This window comes from Pseudoroseomonas sp. WGS1072 (genome assembly GCF_049340465.1).
GTDB lineage: Bacteria > Pseudomonadota > Alphaproteobacteria > Acetobacterales > Acetobacteraceae > Pseudoroseomonas.
Window position 1 is genome coordinate 3,866,712 of record NZ_JBMPSU010000001.1, and the last position, 16,516, is coordinate 3,883,227.

At 72.4% G+C, this 16,516-nt stretch carries 12 protein-coding genes; 7 read left to right on the forward strand and 5 right to left on the reverse strand.

Translation table 11 applies throughout. The features are described 5' to 3' along the window. Nucleotides 1-93: 93 nt before the first annotated feature. From ACF3NH_RS18155 to ACF3NH_RS18175, 5 genes are all read left to right on the forward strand, one after another. Entirely contained in the window at nt 94-3,531 is a 3,438-nt protein-coding gene (locus ACF3NH_RS18155) for a transglutaminase family protein (protein WP_422924667.1), read from the forward strand. A 13-nt stretch (nt 3,532-3,544) separates the two neighbouring features. Further along, nucleotides 3,545-6,067, forward strand: coding sequence for a circularly permuted type 2 ATP-grasp protein (locus tag ACF3NH_RS18160; RefSeq protein WP_198364545.1), 2,523 nt, complete (start codon nt 3,545-3,547; stop codon nt 6,065-6,067). Further along, nucleotides 6,064-6,954, forward strand: a complete 891-nt coding sequence (locus ACF3NH_RS18165) for a transglutaminase family protein (RefSeq protein WP_422924669.1) — start codon at nt 6,064-6,066, stop codon at nt 6,952-6,954. The genes ACF3NH_RS18160 and ACF3NH_RS18165 overlap by 4 nt, the downstream gene beginning before the upstream one ends. 138 nt (nt 6,955-7,092) lie before the next feature. Then, nucleotides 7,093-8,247, forward strand: coding sequence for an OpgC family protein (locus ACF3NH_RS18170; protein WP_422924671.1), 1,155 nt, complete (start codon nt 7,093-7,095; stop codon nt 8,245-8,247). Next, nucleotides 8,247-9,113 carry an SGNH/GDSL hydrolase family protein gene (locus tag ACF3NH_RS18175; RefSeq protein WP_422924673.1) on the forward strand — a complete coding sequence of 289 codons (867 nt, stop codon included), beginning with the start codon at nt 8,247-8,249 and terminating at the stop codon, nt 9,111-9,113. The genes ACF3NH_RS18170 and ACF3NH_RS18175 overlap by 1 nt, the downstream gene beginning before the upstream one ends. Before the next feature lie 58 nt (nt 9,114-9,171). Here ACF3NH_RS18175 and ACF3NH_RS18180 read toward each other — a convergent pair whose 3' ends face one another. Further along, a complete protein-coding gene (locus ACF3NH_RS18180; protein ID WP_422924675.1) occupies nt 9,172-10,953 on the reverse strand; it encodes a glycosyltransferase family 2 protein in 1,782 nt (593 codons plus the stop codon). Nucleotides 10,954-11,030: 77 nt separating this feature from the next. Next, nucleotides 11,031-12,239, reverse strand: a complete 1,209-nt coding sequence (locus ACF3NH_RS18185; RefSeq protein WP_422924677.1) for a Zn-dependent hydrolase — start codon at nt 12,237-12,239, stop codon at nt 11,031-11,033. A 116-nt stretch (nt 12,240-12,355) separates the two neighbouring features. On the opposite strand from ACF3NH_RS18185, the gene ACF3NH_RS18190 reads away from it, so the two are divergent. After that, a complete protein-coding gene (locus tag ACF3NH_RS18190) occupies nt 12,356-12,736 on the forward strand; it encodes a RidA family protein (RefSeq protein WP_422924679.1) in 381 nt (126 codons plus the stop codon). Nucleotides 12,737-12,786: 50 nt separating this feature from the next. Here the strand turns inward: ACF3NH_RS18190 and ACF3NH_RS18195 are convergent, their stop codons facing one another. Genes ACF3NH_RS18195 through ACF3NH_RS18205 form a run of 3 tightly spaced genes read right to left on the reverse strand, consistent with a single transcriptional unit; the run spans nt 12,787 to nt 16,221 of the window. Beyond that, nucleotides 12,787-13,572 (reverse strand): SDR family NAD(P)-dependent oxidoreductase, encoded by a 786-nt coding sequence (locus ACF3NH_RS18195; RefSeq protein WP_422924681.1) that lies wholly within the window; start codon nt 13,570-13,572, stop codon nt 12,787-12,789. Beyond that, nucleotides 13,569-14,531 (reverse strand): 3-hydroxyacyl-CoA dehydrogenase family protein, encoded by a 963-nt coding sequence (locus ACF3NH_RS18200; RefSeq protein WP_422924683.1) that lies wholly within the window; start codon nt 14,529-14,531, stop codon nt 13,569-13,571. Before ACF3NH_RS18200 ends, ACF3NH_RS18195 begins: the two co-directional genes overlap by 4 nt. A gap of 19 nt (nt 14,532-14,550) precedes the next feature. Further along, nucleotides 14,551-16,221, reverse strand: a complete 1,671-nt coding sequence (locus tag ACF3NH_RS18205; protein ID WP_422924685.1) for a thiamine pyrophosphate-binding protein — start codon at nt 16,219-16,221, stop codon at nt 14,551-14,553. Between the two features lie 148 nt (nt 16,222-16,369). On the opposite strand from ACF3NH_RS18205, the gene ACF3NH_RS18210 reads away from it, so the two are divergent. Next, on the forward strand, nt 16,370-16,516 hold a 147-nt coding region (locus ACF3NH_RS18210), incomplete at its 3' end, for an S-adenosylmethionine:tRNA ribosyltransferase-isomerase (RefSeq protein WP_422924843.1).

A 16,516-nucleotide genomic window follows, 5' to 3' on the forward strand; every position in this document is an offset into this window, starting at 1 on the left:
GGCGCGCCCGGGCGAATTCCGGAACAGGAACCGTTCCACCGCCGCCAAGGCCATGCCTATGCTGCATCGCAGGAAGTCCTGCCGGGAGCCTGCATGTCCATCCACGTCGCGCTGACCCATCGCACCAGCTACCGCTATGACCGTCCGGTCACGCTCGGGCCGCAGACCATCCGGCTGCGGCCCGCCCCGCACGCCCGAACGCCGATCCTCTCCTATGCGCTGACGATCGCGCCGAAGCCGCATTTCCTGAACTGGCAGCAGGACCCGCAGGGCAACTTCCTGGCCCGCGTGGTCTTCCCGGAGCCGGTGACGCATTTCGACGTGACGGTGGACCTCGTGGCCGACATGGCCACGATCAATCCCTTCGACTTCTTCCTCGAGCCCGAGGCCGAGACCTGGCCCTTCAGCTACGACCCGGTGCTGGAGCAGGAGCTGGCGCCGTTCCGCAGGGTCCCGGCGCCGGGGCCGCTGCTGCGGGCCCTGCTCGACGAGGTGCCGCGCGGCGAGCAGGGCACGGTCGGCCTGCTGATGGACCTGAACCGGCGCATCGGCGAGCGCGTCTCCTACATCGTCCGCATGGAGCCCGGCGTCTGGGAGGCGGAGGAGACGCTCGGCAACGGCAAGGGCTCCTGCCGCGACAGCGCCTGGCTCCTGGTGCAGCTGCTGCGCAACCTCGGCTTCGCGGCCCGCTTCGTCTCCGGCTACCTGATCCAGCTTGTCGCCGACCAGAAGCCGCTGGAAGGGCCGGAAGGCCCCGCCGCCGATTTCACCGACCTGCACGCCTGGGCCGAGGTCTACCTGCCCGGCGCCGGCTGGGTCGGGCTCGATGCCACCTCGGGGCTGATGGCCGGCGAGGGCCACATCCCGCTGGCCGCGACGCCGGAGCCGCAATCCGCCGCGCCGATCAGCGGCCTGATGACCAAGGCGGAGGTCAGCTTCGACTTCGCCATGGAGGTGGCCCGGGTGCGCGAGACGCCGCGCGTCACCAAGCCCTATTCCGATGCGACCTGGCAGGCGATCCTGCAGGCCGGCGAGACGGTGGACGCGCAGCTGCAGCGGGGCGGCATCCGCCTCACCATGGGGGGCGAGCCGACCTTCGTCTCCGCCTCCGACCAGGAGGGGGAGGAGTGGAACACCGCCGCCCTCGGCCCGACCAAGCGCCGGCTGGCCGGGCGGCTGCTCGACCGGCTGATGCCACTCTGGGCGCCGGGCGGCGTGGTGCAATACGCCATGGGCAAGCACTACCCCGGCGAGCAGCTGCCGCGCTGGGCGCTGAACGCCTTCTGGCGCAAGGATGGCGAGCCGGTCTGGACCGACCCCGCCTGGCTCGCCGATGACGACCATGTGGACGACGCCACGGCGGCCGACGCGGCGGAGTTCGCCGCCGCCCTGGCGCTGCGCCTCGGCCTCGATCCGCGCCACGTGCATCCGGCGCATGAGGACATCCACTATCATCTCTGGAAGGAGAACCGGCTCCCGGCGAATGTCATCGCCGAGGATTCCAGGCTGCGGGACCCGCTGGAGCGCGCCCGGCTGGCGCGCGTCTTCGGCCAGGGGTTGGCGGCCAGCGTCGGCTCGGTGCTGCCGTTGCGCCGCCGCGCCGACGGCCGGGCCTGGGAGACGGGCCGCTGGTTCTTCCGCGAGGACGACCCGATCTTCCTGATCCCCGGCGACAGTCCGCTCGGCTTCCGCCTGCCGCTCGACAGCCTGCCCTGGGCCGATGCGGCCAGCATCCCGGCGCAGTTCGAGGTCGATCCCTTCGCGCCGCGCCAGGCCCTGCCGCCGGCGCAGTCCTTCCGCCAGCGCGCCACGGAGGCAGGCGGCGTGCCGATGCACGGCCAGGGGGTGCACGACACCGAGGCGGACCGCGTCAGCCACACCGGCATGGGCTTCGAGCGCGGCCCGCCGCCCGGCCCCCTGCCCTCCGCCGCCAGCCTGCGCCAGGGCCGCCCCACCCCGCTGCCGGGCGGCGTCCGCGCGCCCTACCCGGAGGCCCGCCCGCTGGCCGGCCGGCCGGAACCGGACCTGGTCCGCACCGCGCTCGCGGTCGAGGCGCGGGAGGGGCGGATGCATGTCTTCTTCCCGCCGCTCTACGCGCTGGAGGACTGGCTCGACCTCTGCGCCGCCATCGAGGACACCGCCGCCGCCCTGCGGCGCCGCGTCATCCTGGAGGGCTATGGCCCGCCCTCCGACCCGCGGCTCAACAGCTTCTCGGTCACCCCCGATCCCGGCGTGATCGAGGTGAACATCCACCCCTCGACAAGCTGGCCCGAACACGTCGCCCGCACCGAGCAGCTCTATGCCCTGGCGCGCGAGGAAGGGCTGGCGGCCGAGAAGTTCATGCTGGACGGCCGCCATGTCGGCACCGGCGGCGGCAACCATGTGGTGATGGGCGGCGAGACGGCGGCGGAGAGCCCCTTCCTGCGCCGGCCGGACCTGCTGAAGTCCCTGCTCGGCTTCTGGCACAACCATCCGAGCCTGAGCTTCCTCTTCTCCGGCCTGTTCATCGGTCCGACCAGCCAGCATCCCCGCATCGACGAGGCGCGGCAGGATTCGCTGAACGACCTCGAGATCGCCTTCCAGCAGATCAGGCCTTTCCAGCCGGTGCCGCCCTGGCTGACCGACCGGCTGTTCCGCAACATCCTGGCCGACATGACCGGCAACACGCACCGCACCGAGTTCTGCATCGACAAGATGTATTCACCGGATTCGAGCGCGGGGCGGCGCGGTCTGGTCGAGTTCCGCGCCTTCGAGATGCCGCCCGCCCCGCAGATGTCGGCCGCCCAGATGCTGTTGATGCGCGCCGCCGTGGCCGCCTTCTGGCAGCACCCCTATGAGCGGCGGCTGGTCCGCTGGGGCACCCGGCTGCACGACGACTTCATGCTGCCGCACTACGCCTGGCAGGACTTCGCCGATGCCATCGAGGAGTTGCGGGGCCTCGGCGCCCCTCTGGAGGCCGCCTGGTTCGACCCGCATTTCGCCTTCCGCTTCCCGCAGGTCGGCGAGGTCGCGCTGCATGGGGTCGGGCTGGAGCTGCGGCACGCCCTGGAGCCCTGGCACGTGCTGGGCGAGGAGAGCACCGGCTCCGGCACGGCGCGCTACGTGGACAGCAGCACGGAGCGCCTGCAGTTGCGCGCCACCGGCTTCGCCCCGGAGCGGTTCACGCTGGCGGTGAACGGCCGCGCCCTGCCCATGGCACCCACCGGCAGGGCGGGCGAGTTCGTCGCCGGGGTGCGCTTCAAGGCCTGGGCGCCGCCCTCGGCGCTGCATCCGGCGATCGGCGCGCAGACACCGCTGATCTTCGACCTCTGGGACAGCTGGACGGGCCGCTCCCTCGGCGGCTTCACCCACCATGTGGCGCATCCGGGCGGGCGCAACTACGAGCGCTTCCCGGTCAATGCCAACGAGGCCGAGGCCCGGCGCCGCGCCCGCTTCTTCCCCTTCGGCCACAGCGCCGGCACCAGCCCGGCCCCGGTGGTGATCGACTCGCCGGAGCTGCGCAGGACGCTCGACCTGCGGCGTTTCGCGTGATAGCGCCCGCAGGGTGAATGCCCTGCCGCCCTCGCCGGACGAGATGGTCGATGGCCATGGTCGTGTCCGCCCGCACTGGCGCGGCGTGCTCTCGGCCCTGGCCGACCTGCCCCAGGACCAGGCCGGAAACGGCCTGATCGAGGCGAGGCGGCGGCTGGACCGCGCCTCCGAGGATGAGGGCATCACCTCGATGCTGCCGGGCATCTCCGGCGAGGCGCCCGCCCGGTCCTGGCGGTGCGATCCGGTGCCGCTGCCGTTGCCCGCCGCCGAGTTCGACCGGCTGGCCGCCGGCCTGACCCAGCGGGCCCGCCTGCTGGAACTGGTGCTGGCCGATCTCTACGGGCCGCAGCATCTGCTGGCCGAGGGCCTGGTGCCGCCGGGCCTGGTCTTCGCCAACGCCAATTTCCTGCGCCCCTGCCGCAGCGCCACGCATCCGCCGCGGCTGCCGCTGCTGCAATCCTATGCCGCCGACCTGGTGCGCGACGGCGCGGGCGGCTGGCAGGTGGTGGCGGACCGCACCAGCCGGGCCGCCGGCCTCGGCCACGCGCAGGAGAACCGGCGCATGCTGGGCCGGGTGCTGCCGCAGCTCTTCCGCGCCCAGCAGGTGCAGCCGTTGCAGCCCTTCTTCGACCGCTGGCAGGACGCGCTGCAACGCCTGGCCCCGTCGGGGCGGGAGAACGCCAATATCGCCCTGCTGACCCCCGGGGTCCGGCATCCGCTGTGGTTCGAGCATGTGCTGCTGGCGCGCGAGCTGTCCTGCGCCCTGGCCGAGCCGGGCGACCTCGCCCTGCGGGGCGGCAGCGTCTGCCTCAAGACCCTGAAGGGCCTGCAGCCGGTCGATGTCCTGCTGCGCCGCATGGATGGCCGCGACCTCGATCCGCTGGAATTCGGCGGCCACGCGCCGGGCGTTCCCGGGCTGATGGACGCCATGCGGCATGGCGCCGTGCGTGTCTTCAACGCCCCCGGCTGCGGCCTGGCCGAGGCGCCCGCGCTGGCCGCGCTGATGCCCGCCCTCTGCCGGCGGCTGCTCGGCGAACCGCTGCTGCTGCCCTCGGTCGAGACCCACTGGCTGATCGACGGGGAGGCCCGGGCGATGGTGCTGCGCGAGCCGGGCGAGTGGGTGATCCGCTCGGCGCATGACGCCACCCGGCCCGGCCGCAACCCCGACCGGATGGAGCCCGCCGCGCGCGAGGCCCTGCTCGAGCGGATCGCCCGCCAGCCGCGGGACTTCGCCGCCTCGCGCGACGTGCAGCCCTCCCAGGCTCCGGTGGCCGAGGAGGGGCGGCTGGTGCCGCAGCCCGTCATGTTGCGCCTCTACCTGATCCAGGACGGGCAGGAGTGGCAGGTCATGCCGGGCGGGCTGGCCCGGGTGATGGCGCCGGGCGAGAGTCTTTCCGCGCCGCTGCCGGTGCGTGGCCTGGCCAAGGATGTCTGGGTGCTCAGCGAGGAGGGGGCGCAGATCCTCGGCCCCTCCGCCCTGCCGCACCCGCCGCTGGCGATCCGCCGCGCCACCGGCGACCTGCCCAGCCGGGTGGCCGACAACCTGTTCTGGCTCGGCCGCTATGTCGAGCGGATGGAGAGCGGCGCGCGGCTGATGCGCGCCGCCCTGGCGCGGCTGGATCGCGGCCCCCTGCTGCCGCGCGAGATGGCCGAGCTGTCCGCCCTCGCCGCCATGCTGCGCCATGCCCGCCTCGTCCGGCCCGAGGACATGCCCAACGGCGCCGCCCCCGCCGCGCTGCAGCCGGCCCTGTGGCGCGCCCTGCAGAAGGGCGGCGCGCTGGGCAACCTGTTCGAGGAGATCAGCCGGCTGGTCGAGGCGGTGCGCGACCGCATGACGGGGGACATGCACAGCCTCTTCACCCTGCCGCTGCGCGCCGTCCAGGTCCAGGCGGCGGCGCAGCATCGCGGGCTGCAGGGGCTGGAGGAGGCGCTGGGCGGCGCGGTGCGCTATTCCGCCGGCGTCGCCGGGGTCGCCGCCGAGAACATGGTGCGGGCCGGCGGCTATGCCTTCCTCGACCTCGGCCGCCGCATCGAGCGGGCCCGCGGCATCGTCCTGCAGCTCGGCATCGCGCTCGACCAGCCGGCCGCGCGGGCCGAGACCGGCCTGCGGCTGGCGCTCGAGCTCTGCGATTCCGTCATCACCTACCGCAACCGCTACATGGGCGTGCTGCAGGCTGCCCCGGCGCTCGACCTGGTGCTGGCCGATCCGGGCAATCCGCGCGGCCTGGCCTTCCAGCTCCAGGCCATGCTGCATCTCGTGCAGGATCTGGGCGGCGAGCCGGAGGACAGCCTGCTGCCCCAGGTGCGCGCCCTGATGGCCGAGACCGAGGCCATGCCGCCCGCCATCCTGGCGGCGCGCGACGGTGCCGGCGCGGCCGTCGCCCTGGCGCCCCGGCTCGCCGCCATGGAGGGCGAGATCGCCGGCCTCTCCGACACCATCTACCGCCGCTACTTCGCCCTGCTGCCTCCCGCCCAGACGCTGGGGCCCGAGATGGCCGAGCCCGAGCCGGTCATGCAGTTCTGGGGCACCGCATGAACTGGCGCGTCCGGCACTCCACCCTCTACCGCTATACCGAGCCGGTGGATCTGGCGACGCAGCAGCTGCATCTCTCGCCGCGCCCGCTGCCGCACCAGCGCATCCTCTGGGACAGCCTGGCCTGCACGCCGGAGCCGACGCGGATCTCCACTGCCACGGACCATTTCGGCAACCGCGTCACCTGGCTGTTCCTGGACCGGCCGCATACCCGCTTCGAGGTGGTGGCCGAATCCGAGGTGGCGGTGGAGTTCCCGCCCCCGCCGGCGGCGGCCGATACCCCCGCCTGGGAAGCGGTCGTGGCGGCGGCGGGGGGCGATCCTGAGGCGGCGGAGTTCACCTACCCCTCGCCCATGCTGCCGGAGCATGGCGGGGCACGGGACTATGTCGCCCCTTCCTTCCCGCCTGGCCGGCCGGTGCTGGAGGGGCTGCTGGAGCTGAACGCCCGCATCCGCCGCGAGTTCAGCTTCCGCGCCGGCGTGACCGGCATCTCGACGACGGTGACGCAGATCCTGGCGCAGCGCGCCGGCGTCTGCCAGGACTTCACCCATCTGATGATCTGCGGCCTGCGCGGCCTCGGCCTACCGGCGCGCTACGTCTCGGGCTATATCCGCACCTTCACGCCCCCCGGCCAGCAACGCCGGCTGGGATCGGACCAGTCGCATGCCTGGGTCGGCGCCTGGATGGGGCCGGGCCTGGGCTGGGTGGACCTCGACCCGACGAACGACCTGATCGTGCGGGACGAGCATGTCGTGCTCGGATGGGGCCGGGACTTCAGCGACATCTCGCCGCTCCGCGGCATCATCCTGGGCGGCGGGCGGCACAGCCTGGAGGTCGGCGTGGATCTGCTGCCGCCGGATGAGGCGGCCGCCCTGCTGGCCCGTTCCTGAACTTTCGGCAACCTTTCGTCACGATAACCCGCCGCCGGTTGCGGCGTTGAAGGTGTATAGGCGCAGGCGACTGCCCCGAGGGCGCCCCCAGGGAGCGATCCCCGGCGGCGTTCTGGCGGAAGGGCACAAGGGGCAGGCATGGCGCCATTCGAGGGCGAAGGGGCGGGAGGCGGCGGCAGGCGCGATACCGCCGTCGATGTCTGGCGCGGCCTCGCCCTCGTCACGATCTTCGTCAACCACGTCTCCGGCAATGTCCTCGAGCAGTTCACGCACAAGAACTTCGGCTTCTCCGACGCCGCCGACCTGTTCGTGCTCTTCGCCGGCTATGCCGCCGCTGCGGCGTATTTCCGCAGGTACGCGGATGGCGACCGCCTCGGTGTGTCGATGGCGCTGATGAGCCGGTCGGTGAAACTCTACATCACCCACCTGGCGCTGGTGGTGATGGGCGCTGCCGTGTTCTCCCTGGGGGTCATCCGCACCGGTGACGCCGGATTGTTCACGGTGATCGCGCTCGAGCCGCTGATCCTGGACCCGGCGACGGCCCTGGTCGCGGCCGTCACCCTGCGCTACCAGCCCGGCTTCCTGAACATCCTGCCGCTCTACTTCGTCCTGGTGGGCATCCTGCCACTGCTGCTGGCGGTGGCGGCGCGCAGCCTGTCCACCGCCGTCGGCCTGTCCGCCGCGCTCTATGTCGCGGCCGGGCTCACCGCCACCAACCTGCCCTCGGACCCGCTGCCGGGCGGCTGGTTCTTCAACCCGCTCTGCTGGCAGTTCCTCTTCGTGCTCGGCTTCGCGCTGGGCGAGCGCCGCAGCCGGCTCGGTCACGCCTTCCCGTATCACCGTCTGCTCTGGTACGCGGCGCTCGCCTATCTGGTCCTGGGGCTGGTGGCGATGCGCAGCACCGGCTTGCCGCAGCCCGGATGGCTCGCGCCGCTGCCCGACTTCCTCACGGTGCCGGAGAAGCAGTTTCAGACCCTGCCCCGGCTGCTGCACGTCCTGGCGCTCTGCTATGTCGTCGCGCATTCGCCGCTGCAGGGCTGGGCGCAGCGGCTGGCCCCCCACCATCCGCTGGCGCTGCTGGGCCGCCATTCCCTGCCGGTCTTCTGCACTGGGCTGGTGGTCAGCATCACCGGGGTGGCGCTGCGACAGACCGGTTTCGGCGGCATGGCCTTCGACCTCGCCTATGTGGGGGCCGGCGTGATGGTGCAGGTCGCCGTGGCCTGGATGCTCAGCAAGGCGAAGCGGCGCGGGCCGAACCCCGCCGCGCTGCCGGCACGGATGCGGCCGGGCTGATGCGCCGCCCGTTCCCGCCGCTGCTGCTGGGCCTGGCCCTGCTGGCTGTCCCGGCCGCCTCCAACGCGCAGGTGCCGACCGAGACGCGCCCCGCCGGGCCGCCGCCGCGCCTGTCCCCCGCGCCGGAACCGCCCGACCTCCCGAAAGTGCGCACCGACAACGTGCCCACGGCCTGCACCGTGCCGGACGAGTTGCGTGACCTCGCCTTCGCCATGCCGCGCCTGTCGATGCTGCTGCGCGAGAAGCAGCCGGTCCGCATCCTGGCCATCGGCTCCTCCTCCACCGCCGGGATCGGCGCCAGCGCGCCACAGCGCGCCTATCCGCCGCGGCTGGAGACGGCGCTGAAGCGGCTGCTGCCCGGCGCTGACGTCACCGTGCGCAACGACGGCATCGGTGGGGAGGTGGCCTCGACCACCCTGCTCCGCCTGCGCAGTGCCGTGGACAGCTGGGCCCCGGATGTCGTGATCTGGCAGCTCGGCACCAACGATGCCCTGCAGGGCATCACCGCCGAGGCCTTCTCCCGCGTCATGCGGGACGGGATCGGCTTCGTGCAGGAGCGCGGCCGGGATCTGCTGATCATCGACCCGCAGTTCTTCCCGAACATCCCGCACCAGGACCTCTACATGACCTTCGTGCAGAGCGTGGACCGGGTGGCGGTGGAGAGGCGCGCGCCGCTGATGCGGCGCTACGCCATCATGCGCTACTGGGCGGCCCTGCCGCAGCCGGTGCCGATGCTCTCGGAGGACGGCTTCCACATGAACGACCTCGGCTACCAGTGCATGGCCGAGGTGCTGGCCAGCGGCATCGCCCGGCTGGTGACGCGCCCCGTCAATGCCGCCGCGCGTCAGTTGGAACCGGTGAGGTAGCGCCGGAGGCTTTCCGCTGGCACGGCAGGCCGCCCCGGCCCTTCGGTCCTGATACGCTTCACCCGGCGTCTTCCGGAACGGGCAAGACAGTATAGCAGGCCTCGTCCGACCCCGGTGGCTCCTCACCCAAAGGGAAATCCCGGATGCCGGGTGCCTGGCCATACCATCCGTAAGGTCGCTCAGCGATGGCGGTGAGCGCCTGGATGGCTTCGGCCCCCGCTTCCCGCGTACCAGGGACCAGCACCACGAGGTTGCGCCGGAACCAGGACAGCGTGGCCATGGCGCGCATGCCGAGCGAGTCCACGAGATGCGGCACCCAGCCGCGGGCCGCCCAATGTTCCAGCCAATAGCGAAGCGGCTGGCAGTTGATGTGGCCATGGCCGGGCTGCCCTGGTTCCGCAGCCGAGAAGACGATGCGGCCCGTGGCATGCCGTTCGATGCTGTCGAGCAGCACGAGCGCATCCGGCGCCGCCATATGCTCCGCCACCTCCACGCAAACCACCAGATCGAAGCGCCGGCCGAGATCGAGCGGTACCGCCAGATCGAGGGCGGCATAATCGGCCGGAGCCAGCACGCCCCGGACCGCCTCGGGCGGCACGCCGTCGATACCATACACCTCCGCCGTGCCGAAGCGGCGGAACAGGGCCAGATACTGGCCGATGCCGCAGCCGATATCGAGCACCGCGCTGGGCTGGTACTTCTCGGCGATGTAGCGAAACGGCGCCACATCCATGAAGAGATGGTCCCAGTGCCAGGCGGCGTCGAAGGCCGTCGTGGTGACGCCTTCGGTGGCGGAGAGGCCCTCGGGCCGCTCCAGCCGCACGGGCGGCGCGCCGCCGGTCAGCGAGCGTTCCCAGGACCGGGCCAGCAAAGCCAGCGGATCGGCGAAGGCGCCTGTGGAATGACGGCGCCGGTAGCCGGCCGGCGCGGCTTCCGGCACGGCATCGGCCGTCCAGTCGATGGCCGCCCGTGTCTGGGCATAGCGCATCGAGGTCTCGGCCAGTTCCTCCGCCAGCCCGGCCTGGCCCCGTGCGGCGACGCGGTCGAAGACCTCGCGCCATTGGAAGCCGAGATCCTCCTGCCGGGCGGCCGGATTGCGCGCCAGATAGGCGGCCCAGCCCACCACGCCCTTGGCGGCGATCTGCGCGCCACTGCGGACCGGAAAGTGCAGCAGCGGCCATTCCATGATCTGATGGCCCGGCAGCGGCGTGTCGCCCAGCAGGGCATCATGATTGCCCTGCGCCAGCCGCAGGCCATGCGGCAGGCGGCCGTCCAGCCTCAGCACCACCTTGAAGAATTGCGGCACCTCGGCGGTGCGGCGATGCGTGAAGCCGCGCGGCGGGTCGGCCGCCACGGCCGCCTCCTCACCCGGGCGGATGACGAAGCTGCGCCAGGGCAGATAGCCTACCCCGCCGGGCGGAATGCCGGCCAGGGCGGCTTCCAGCGCCGCGCGATCCGGACAGGAGAGGAACTCGTCGGCGTCCAGCAGAAGGATGTAATCGGCGAAGAAGGCGCCCTGCGCGAAGTGCAGCAGGCGGGTCATCCGCTCCGCCTGGCGGTAATCGAAGGCCTCGCTGTCGCCGAGGATGACATTCCCCAACTCCCGCGCGCAGGCCAGGGCGATGGACCGGGTCTCGTCGAGCGAGGCGTTGTCCAGCAGCACCAGGGCATCCAGCAGCGGCGCGTTGTGGCGCAGGAACGGCTCGATGATGTCCTGCTCGTTCTTCACCATCGCGAGGCCCATGATGCGCGGCCGCGGCCCGGAGGCGATCGCGGGGGGCACGACGGGCGTCTCGGGCGCGGGGCGCCGGAACGCCCTGATCAGCCGCTCCAGCACCATGCGCTGCTCCCTTCATGAATATCCGGGCCTGGGCATATCACAACGGCGCCAGGCAACAACCGTGCGCGCCCGTCCTATCAGTTAGAGCCGGCGAGGTAGCGCCGCGCGCCTTCCACCAGCACCGAGACGCCCATCGCCAGGTCCTCGTCCGAGGTGTTCTCGGCCCAGTGGTGGCTGATGCCGCCGATCGAGGGCACGAAGAGCATCGAGGCCGGCATCACCTTGGCGATGTACTGCGCGTCATGCCCGGCGCCGCTCGGCATGTCCTGCCAATTCCCGGGCGCCAGCGCCTCGGCCGCGCCCCGCAGGGCGCGCATGGTCGCCGGGTCGCAGAGCGCCGGGGTGGCCTGGGCGACAGCGACGAGCTCCGTCCGGCAGCGCTCGCGGCGGTTGCTCTCCTGCACCAGACGGCGCAGCCCCGCCTCCATCTCGCGCAGCTTGTCCATCGACACGTCGCGGAACTGGAACAGCACCTCCGCCCGGCCGGGAATGATGCTCGGCGCGCCCGGCTCCAGCGTGATGCGGCCGGTGGTCCAGGTGCTGCGCTCGCCGCAGAAGCGCGGGAACTCGGCGTCGATGGCCGCCAGCAGGCGCACCGCCGTCAGGCCGGCATCGCGGCGCTCGGCCATGGTGGTGCCGCCCGCGTGGTCCTGCTGCCCCTCGATCACCAGGCGCCACTGCCAGATGGCCACGATGCCGGTGACGACGCCGATCTGCAGGCCGGCCTGCTCGAGCTGCGTGCCCTGCTCGATATGCATCTCGAAGAAGCCCTTGTAGCGGGCGGGATCGATCCGCGTCCGCGGCAGGCCCTCGAGGCCGGCGGCCTTCAGGGCCTCGCGCAGCGGGGTGCCGTCGGTGCGGTTGCGGCTGCGGTCGATCTCCTCCTCGGACAGCTCGCCGATGATCGAGCGGCTGCCCAGGAAGCCGCCCTCGAAATGCCCCTCCTCATCGGCGAAGGCGCAGACATCGACGGGCAGGCCGGCGCGCGCCATGGCCAGCGCGCCGACCACGCCGAGCGCGCCGTCCAGCCAGCCGGCCTCGTTCTGGCTTTCGATATGGCTGCCGGCCAGCAGGTGCGGCCCCTCGCCCCGGTGACGCCCGAAGACGTTGCCGATGCCGTCGATCGAGGCCTCCAGGCCGACCTCCTCCATCTTCCGCATCAGCCAGCGGCGCGATTCCATGTCCTGCGGCGAATAGGTCGGGCGATGCACGCCGGTCCTGAAGGCGCCGATCTTGCGCAGCTCGTGGAGGTCGCGGAGGAAGGCCTGGCTATCGGCTTTGATCATCGTCATGGTCCGGCTGAAGAGGTGGCGTGGGCGCGGTGTCTGATGGATCGCCGATCCTGCTTTGCAAGGCGCATGCCGGCAAGCCACCCTCCGGCATCGACCGAGGAGAATCCGCCATGCCGCGACACTATCCGCCCGCCGAGCCCGGCCGCATGCCGCCGCTGTCCATGGCGGTGCGCACCGGAAATCTCCTCTTCGTCTCGGGTGTCGGCCCGCATGACGAGAACTTCCAGGTGGCGGCGGAGGATTTCGGCCTGCAGATGCGGGCGGTGCTGAACACGTTGGACAAGGTCCTGGCGGAGGCCGGCACCACGCGCGACCGCATCGTGAAGGTGAACGTCCTGCTGACGCGGGAGCGGGACATTCCGCTGATGAACAGCCTCTACGCCGAATGGCTCGGCGGCCCGCCCTGGCCGGCCCGCACCACCGCGGTCGTCACGGCCCTGCCCGTGCCGCAATTCCTGCTGGAGATCGAATGCGTGGCCGAGATCGACTGAGGAAGCAGCATCCGGCCAGGCGAGTCACCCGGCCGGGACCCGGCGGCGCCTCAGCGCGATTCCAGCGTCAGCCCACCGTCCACCACCACGGTCTGTCCCGTCACCATGGCGGCACCGGCGAGCAGGAAGCCGATCACCTCGGCCAGATCCTCCGGCTGGCAACGACGCTTCAGCAACGCCTTGCTGGCCGAGGCGGCGCGGCGCTCCTCGGTCCATTCCACCATCCAGGAGGAGTCGACCGCGCCCGGCGCCACGGCATTGACCCGCACCTCCGGCGCCAGGCCGCGCGCCAGGTTCTTGGTCAGGCTGACGACGCCCGCCTTGGTGGCGCCATAGGCCATCGAGCTGCCGGGGCTGTCGAGCCCGGCGATGGAGGCGACATTGACGATGGCGCCACGCGCCGCCTTCAGGGCCGGGGCCGCCGCCTTGGCGCAGCGGAAGACGCCGAGCAGGTTGACCTGCAGCACGGTCTGCCACAGCTCCTCGGTGATGCGGTCGATCGCTGTCGGCGGGATCAGGCTGGTGGTGCCCGGCGTGCCGGCGTTGTTGACCAGGTAGTCGAGCCGGCCCTCGAGGTCGGCCACCGCCTGCTCCACCATGCGCGGCCCGTCCGTGGCGTCGCCGACATTGCCGGGCGCGGCGATCACGTCATGCCCGGCCGCCTTCAGCTCGGCCACCACCGCCGCGCCGCGCGCATCGTCGGCCAGATGGTTGATGGCGACGCGGGCGCCGCCACCGGCCAGCAGCTTCACGGTCGCGAGGCCGATGCCGGAGGCGCCGCCCGTGACGAGGGCGGTGCGGCCGGTGAGGTCGTAGCGGATCATGCGCTCGGTCATCCTTTCTTCGTGTCGGCGGCGAGGCCCGCCATGGGGCCGGTCTGGCGCAGGGCGCGCTTCAGGGCGAAGAGGCGGTTGTCGCGCTCGGCGAACAGCGCCTCGGGCGAGCCTTCCCAGTCATAGAAGCCGTGCCCGGACATGACGCCGGTGCGGCCCTCGGCCAGCAGCCGGTCGAGCGTCTCGCTATGCCCCTTCGGCTCCGGCGGCTGGTACATCCGGTTGGCCAGCGCATGGGCCGAGAGCGGCAGGCCGGTGAAGTCGCCCTTCGCCATCTGCCCCAGCAGCAGCAGGCGCAGCGCCAGGCCATGGATGATCGCCTCGTCGATCTCCTGCGGCGTGGCGTAGCCCTCGTCCATCAGCCGGTAGCATTCCAGGCTGAGCGCCGACTGCAGCCGGTTGGCGATGTAGCCCGGCAGGAAGCGGCGCATGACGAGCGGCACCTTGCCCATGGCGCGCAGCATCGCCGCCCCCTCCTCGACCAGCGCCGGCGGGCACTGCTCGCTGCCCACCAGGTCGACGAGATCGACCAGATAGGGTGGCGTATACCAGTGCATGATGATGGCGCGCGGCAGGCGGGCGGGCGGCATCAGCGGGAAGACGTCGAGATAGGAGGTGTTGCTGGCCAGGATCGAGTCCTTCGGCATCAGCGCGTCGAGCTCGGCATAGAGCGCCCGCTTCGGCTCCGGCTTCTCGACGATGGCCTCGATGACCAGCTCGGCATCGGCCACCGTCTCGGCCAGGGCGCCATGCGTCGTCACCCGTTCGCGCAGCCCGGCCCCGGTCAGGCCCTGCGCCTCGCCCGCCGCCTCCAGCGTCGCCCGCGCCGTCTCCATGAGGCCCGGCGCGCGGGCCAGGGTCTCGGCATTGGTGTCGGTCAGCCTGACGCGGTGGCCGCCGATGGCGAAGACCAGGGCCAGGGCATGGCCCATCAGCCCGGCGCCGATGATCGCGATCTTCATGGAACTCAACCCTCCGGGTTCACGCATCTGGGGTCCAGGGCTCGGGCGCGCGGTGCTCGATGCCGGTCATCACCTCCACCACCACCGTCTCGTCGCTCGCCATGGCCTCGCGGAGCGCCGGGCCGATCCGGTCGGGGTGCTCGACGCGGATGGCGTGCAGGCCGAAGCCGCGCGCGATGGCGCAGAAATCGGTGTGCTCGCCGAAGCGCAGCAGGGTGTTCGCCACCTCCGGCCGGTTGCCGGTGGCGCGCAGCAGGTTCGGCCAGCCCTGGCCGAAGCCGCGGTTGTTGTTGACCACCAGCGTCACGGCGATGCCGCGCCGCTTCGCCGTCTCCAGCTCCGGCAGGTGGTAGTAGAGCGCGCCGTCGCCGCTGTAGCAGACCACCTTGCGCGCCCCGGCCGCGCATTTGGCGCCGAGCGCGGCCGGGAAGGCCCAGCCGAGCGAGCCGGCGGCGCGCAGATAGCGCTGCCCGGCCCCGTTGAACTCCACCAGCGTGCCGGTCCAGATGCCGGAATAGCCGGTGTCGGCCACCAGGATGCCATCCTCCGGCAGGGCGGCGGAGATTTCGGCGCAGAGCCGGGCGGGGTCGATCGGCGCCTCGCCGCTGGCCAGGCGTCCGGCCATGGCGCCGCGCCACTCCTCCATCAGCGCCGCCGCCTCGCGGGCGAAGCCGTCGTCGCGCGGCGCGGTCCCCAGCGCCTCCAGCAGCGCCCGCAGCGTGCCGCGCGGATCGCCGTGCAGCGAGATCTCGGCCGGCATCCGGTCCAGCTCCAGCGCGTCGGCGTCGATCTGGATGACCGGCGTGCCGGGGCGCGGCACGCGCCAGCCATGGGTGAGCTGGTCGCCGCCATCGGCGCCCACCATCAGCACGAGCTCCGCGGCGTGCACCACCTGGTTGGCCGGCGGAGCGGAATAGCTGCCGACGACGCCGACATTCAGCGGATGGCGCGAGGGCACCAGGTCGCGCGCGCCGAGGCTGGTGGCGATGGGGGCCCGGAGCGCCTCGGCCAGCGCCAGGATCTCCGCGCCGCAGCCCGAGAGCGCCGCGCCGTCGCCGGCGAGGAGGAGGACGCGTCCGGCCTGCCGCAGCCGGGCGGCGGCGCGCTCCACCTCCGCCGCATCCGCCACCGGCCGGTGGCGTGGCGCCGTCCAGGCGGTCAGCTCCGCGGGCTCGGCCGGGGTCACGCTCTGCTCGACGAACTCGCCCATCAGCCCGTTCAGGTCGAGATGCACGGGGCGCGGCGGGGCGCTGGTGGCCGCCGCCCAGGCCTGGCGGAACAGGCGCGACAGGTCCGCCGCCTCCTCGACCGCCGCCGCCCACTTGGTCACGGGGGCGAAGAGCGGCGCGTGCGCCACCTCCTGATAGGCGTTGCGGTGCTGGGCGGAGGGGGGCTTGCGGCCGGTCAGCGCGATCATCGGCGCGCGGCCGAGATAGGCGTCCTGCAGGGCGGCCGCGAGGTTCGCCGCGCCGACCGACTGGGCGGCGACGATGCCGGGCCGGCCGGAGACGCGGGCATAGCCGTCGGCCATATAGGCCGCGCCCTTCTCGGAGTGCGCCAGCACCGGCTGCACGCCCTCGGCCAGCAGCGCCATCAGCGTCGGCCGCAACACCGCGTCGATGAAGAAGACATGGCTCTGGCCCGATCGCGCGATGCTGCGCGCCAGCCAGTCCGCGCCCTTGAGGCTCATGGATCGTTTCCCTCTCGCATGTTGGGCGCAAGCCTGCCCTTGGCCGGGCGGCCCGGCAACCCTCGGCGAAGCAGGCCGGGGGGTGGAAATGTCGAGGCCGCGCTTGCCTTCCCCTCCCCCCTCCGCTACCGCCCGCCGCGCAAGCGCCATGACCCCAGACCCTGCCCTGCCCCCCCTCCGGGCCGAGGATTTCGATTTCGCCCTGCCCGAGGCGCTGATCGCCCAATCCCCCGCCCGCCCGCGCGATGCCGCCCGCCTGCTGGTGGCCTCACCCGACGGGCTGCGCGACGGGAGC

Coding starts and splice junctions, on each gene's coding strand:
- ACF3NH_RS18155 (WP_422924667.1), top strand. CDS start 94: ATGTCCATCCACGTCGCGCTGACCCATCGCACCAGCTACCGCTATGAC.
- ACF3NH_RS18165 (WP_422924669.1), top strand. CDS start 6,064: ATGAACTGGCGCGTCCGGCACTCCACCCTCTACCGCTATACCGAGCCG.
- ACF3NH_RS18170 (WP_422924671.1), top strand. CDS start 7,093: ATGGCGCCATTCGAGGGCGAAGGGGCGGGAGGCGGCGGCAGGCGCGAT.
- ACF3NH_RS18175 (WP_422924673.1), top strand. CDS start 8,247: ATGCGCCGCCCGTTCCCGCCGCTGCTGCTGGGCCTGGCCCTGCTGGCT.
- ACF3NH_RS18180 (WP_422924675.1), bottom strand. CDS start 10,953: ATGGTGCTGGAGCGGCTGATCAGGGCGTTCCGGCGCCCCGCGCCCGAG.
- ACF3NH_RS18185 (WP_422924677.1), bottom strand. CDS start 12,239: ATGATCAAAGCCGATAGCCAGGCCTTCCTCCGCGACCTCCACGAGCTG.
- ACF3NH_RS18190 (WP_422924679.1), top strand. CDS start 12,356: ATGCCGCGACACTATCCGCCCGCCGAGCCCGGCCGCATGCCGCCGCTG.
- ACF3NH_RS18195 (WP_422924681.1), bottom strand. CDS start 13,572: ATGACCGAGCGCATGATCCGCTACGACCTCACCGGCCGCACCGCCCTC.
- ACF3NH_RS18200 (WP_422924683.1), bottom strand. CDS start 14,531: ATGAAGATCGCGATCATCGGCGCCGGGCTGATGGGCCATGCCCTGGCC.
- ACF3NH_RS18205 (WP_422924685.1), bottom strand. CDS start 16,221: ATGAGCCTCAAGGGCGCGGACTGGCTGGCGCGCAGCATCGCGCGATCG.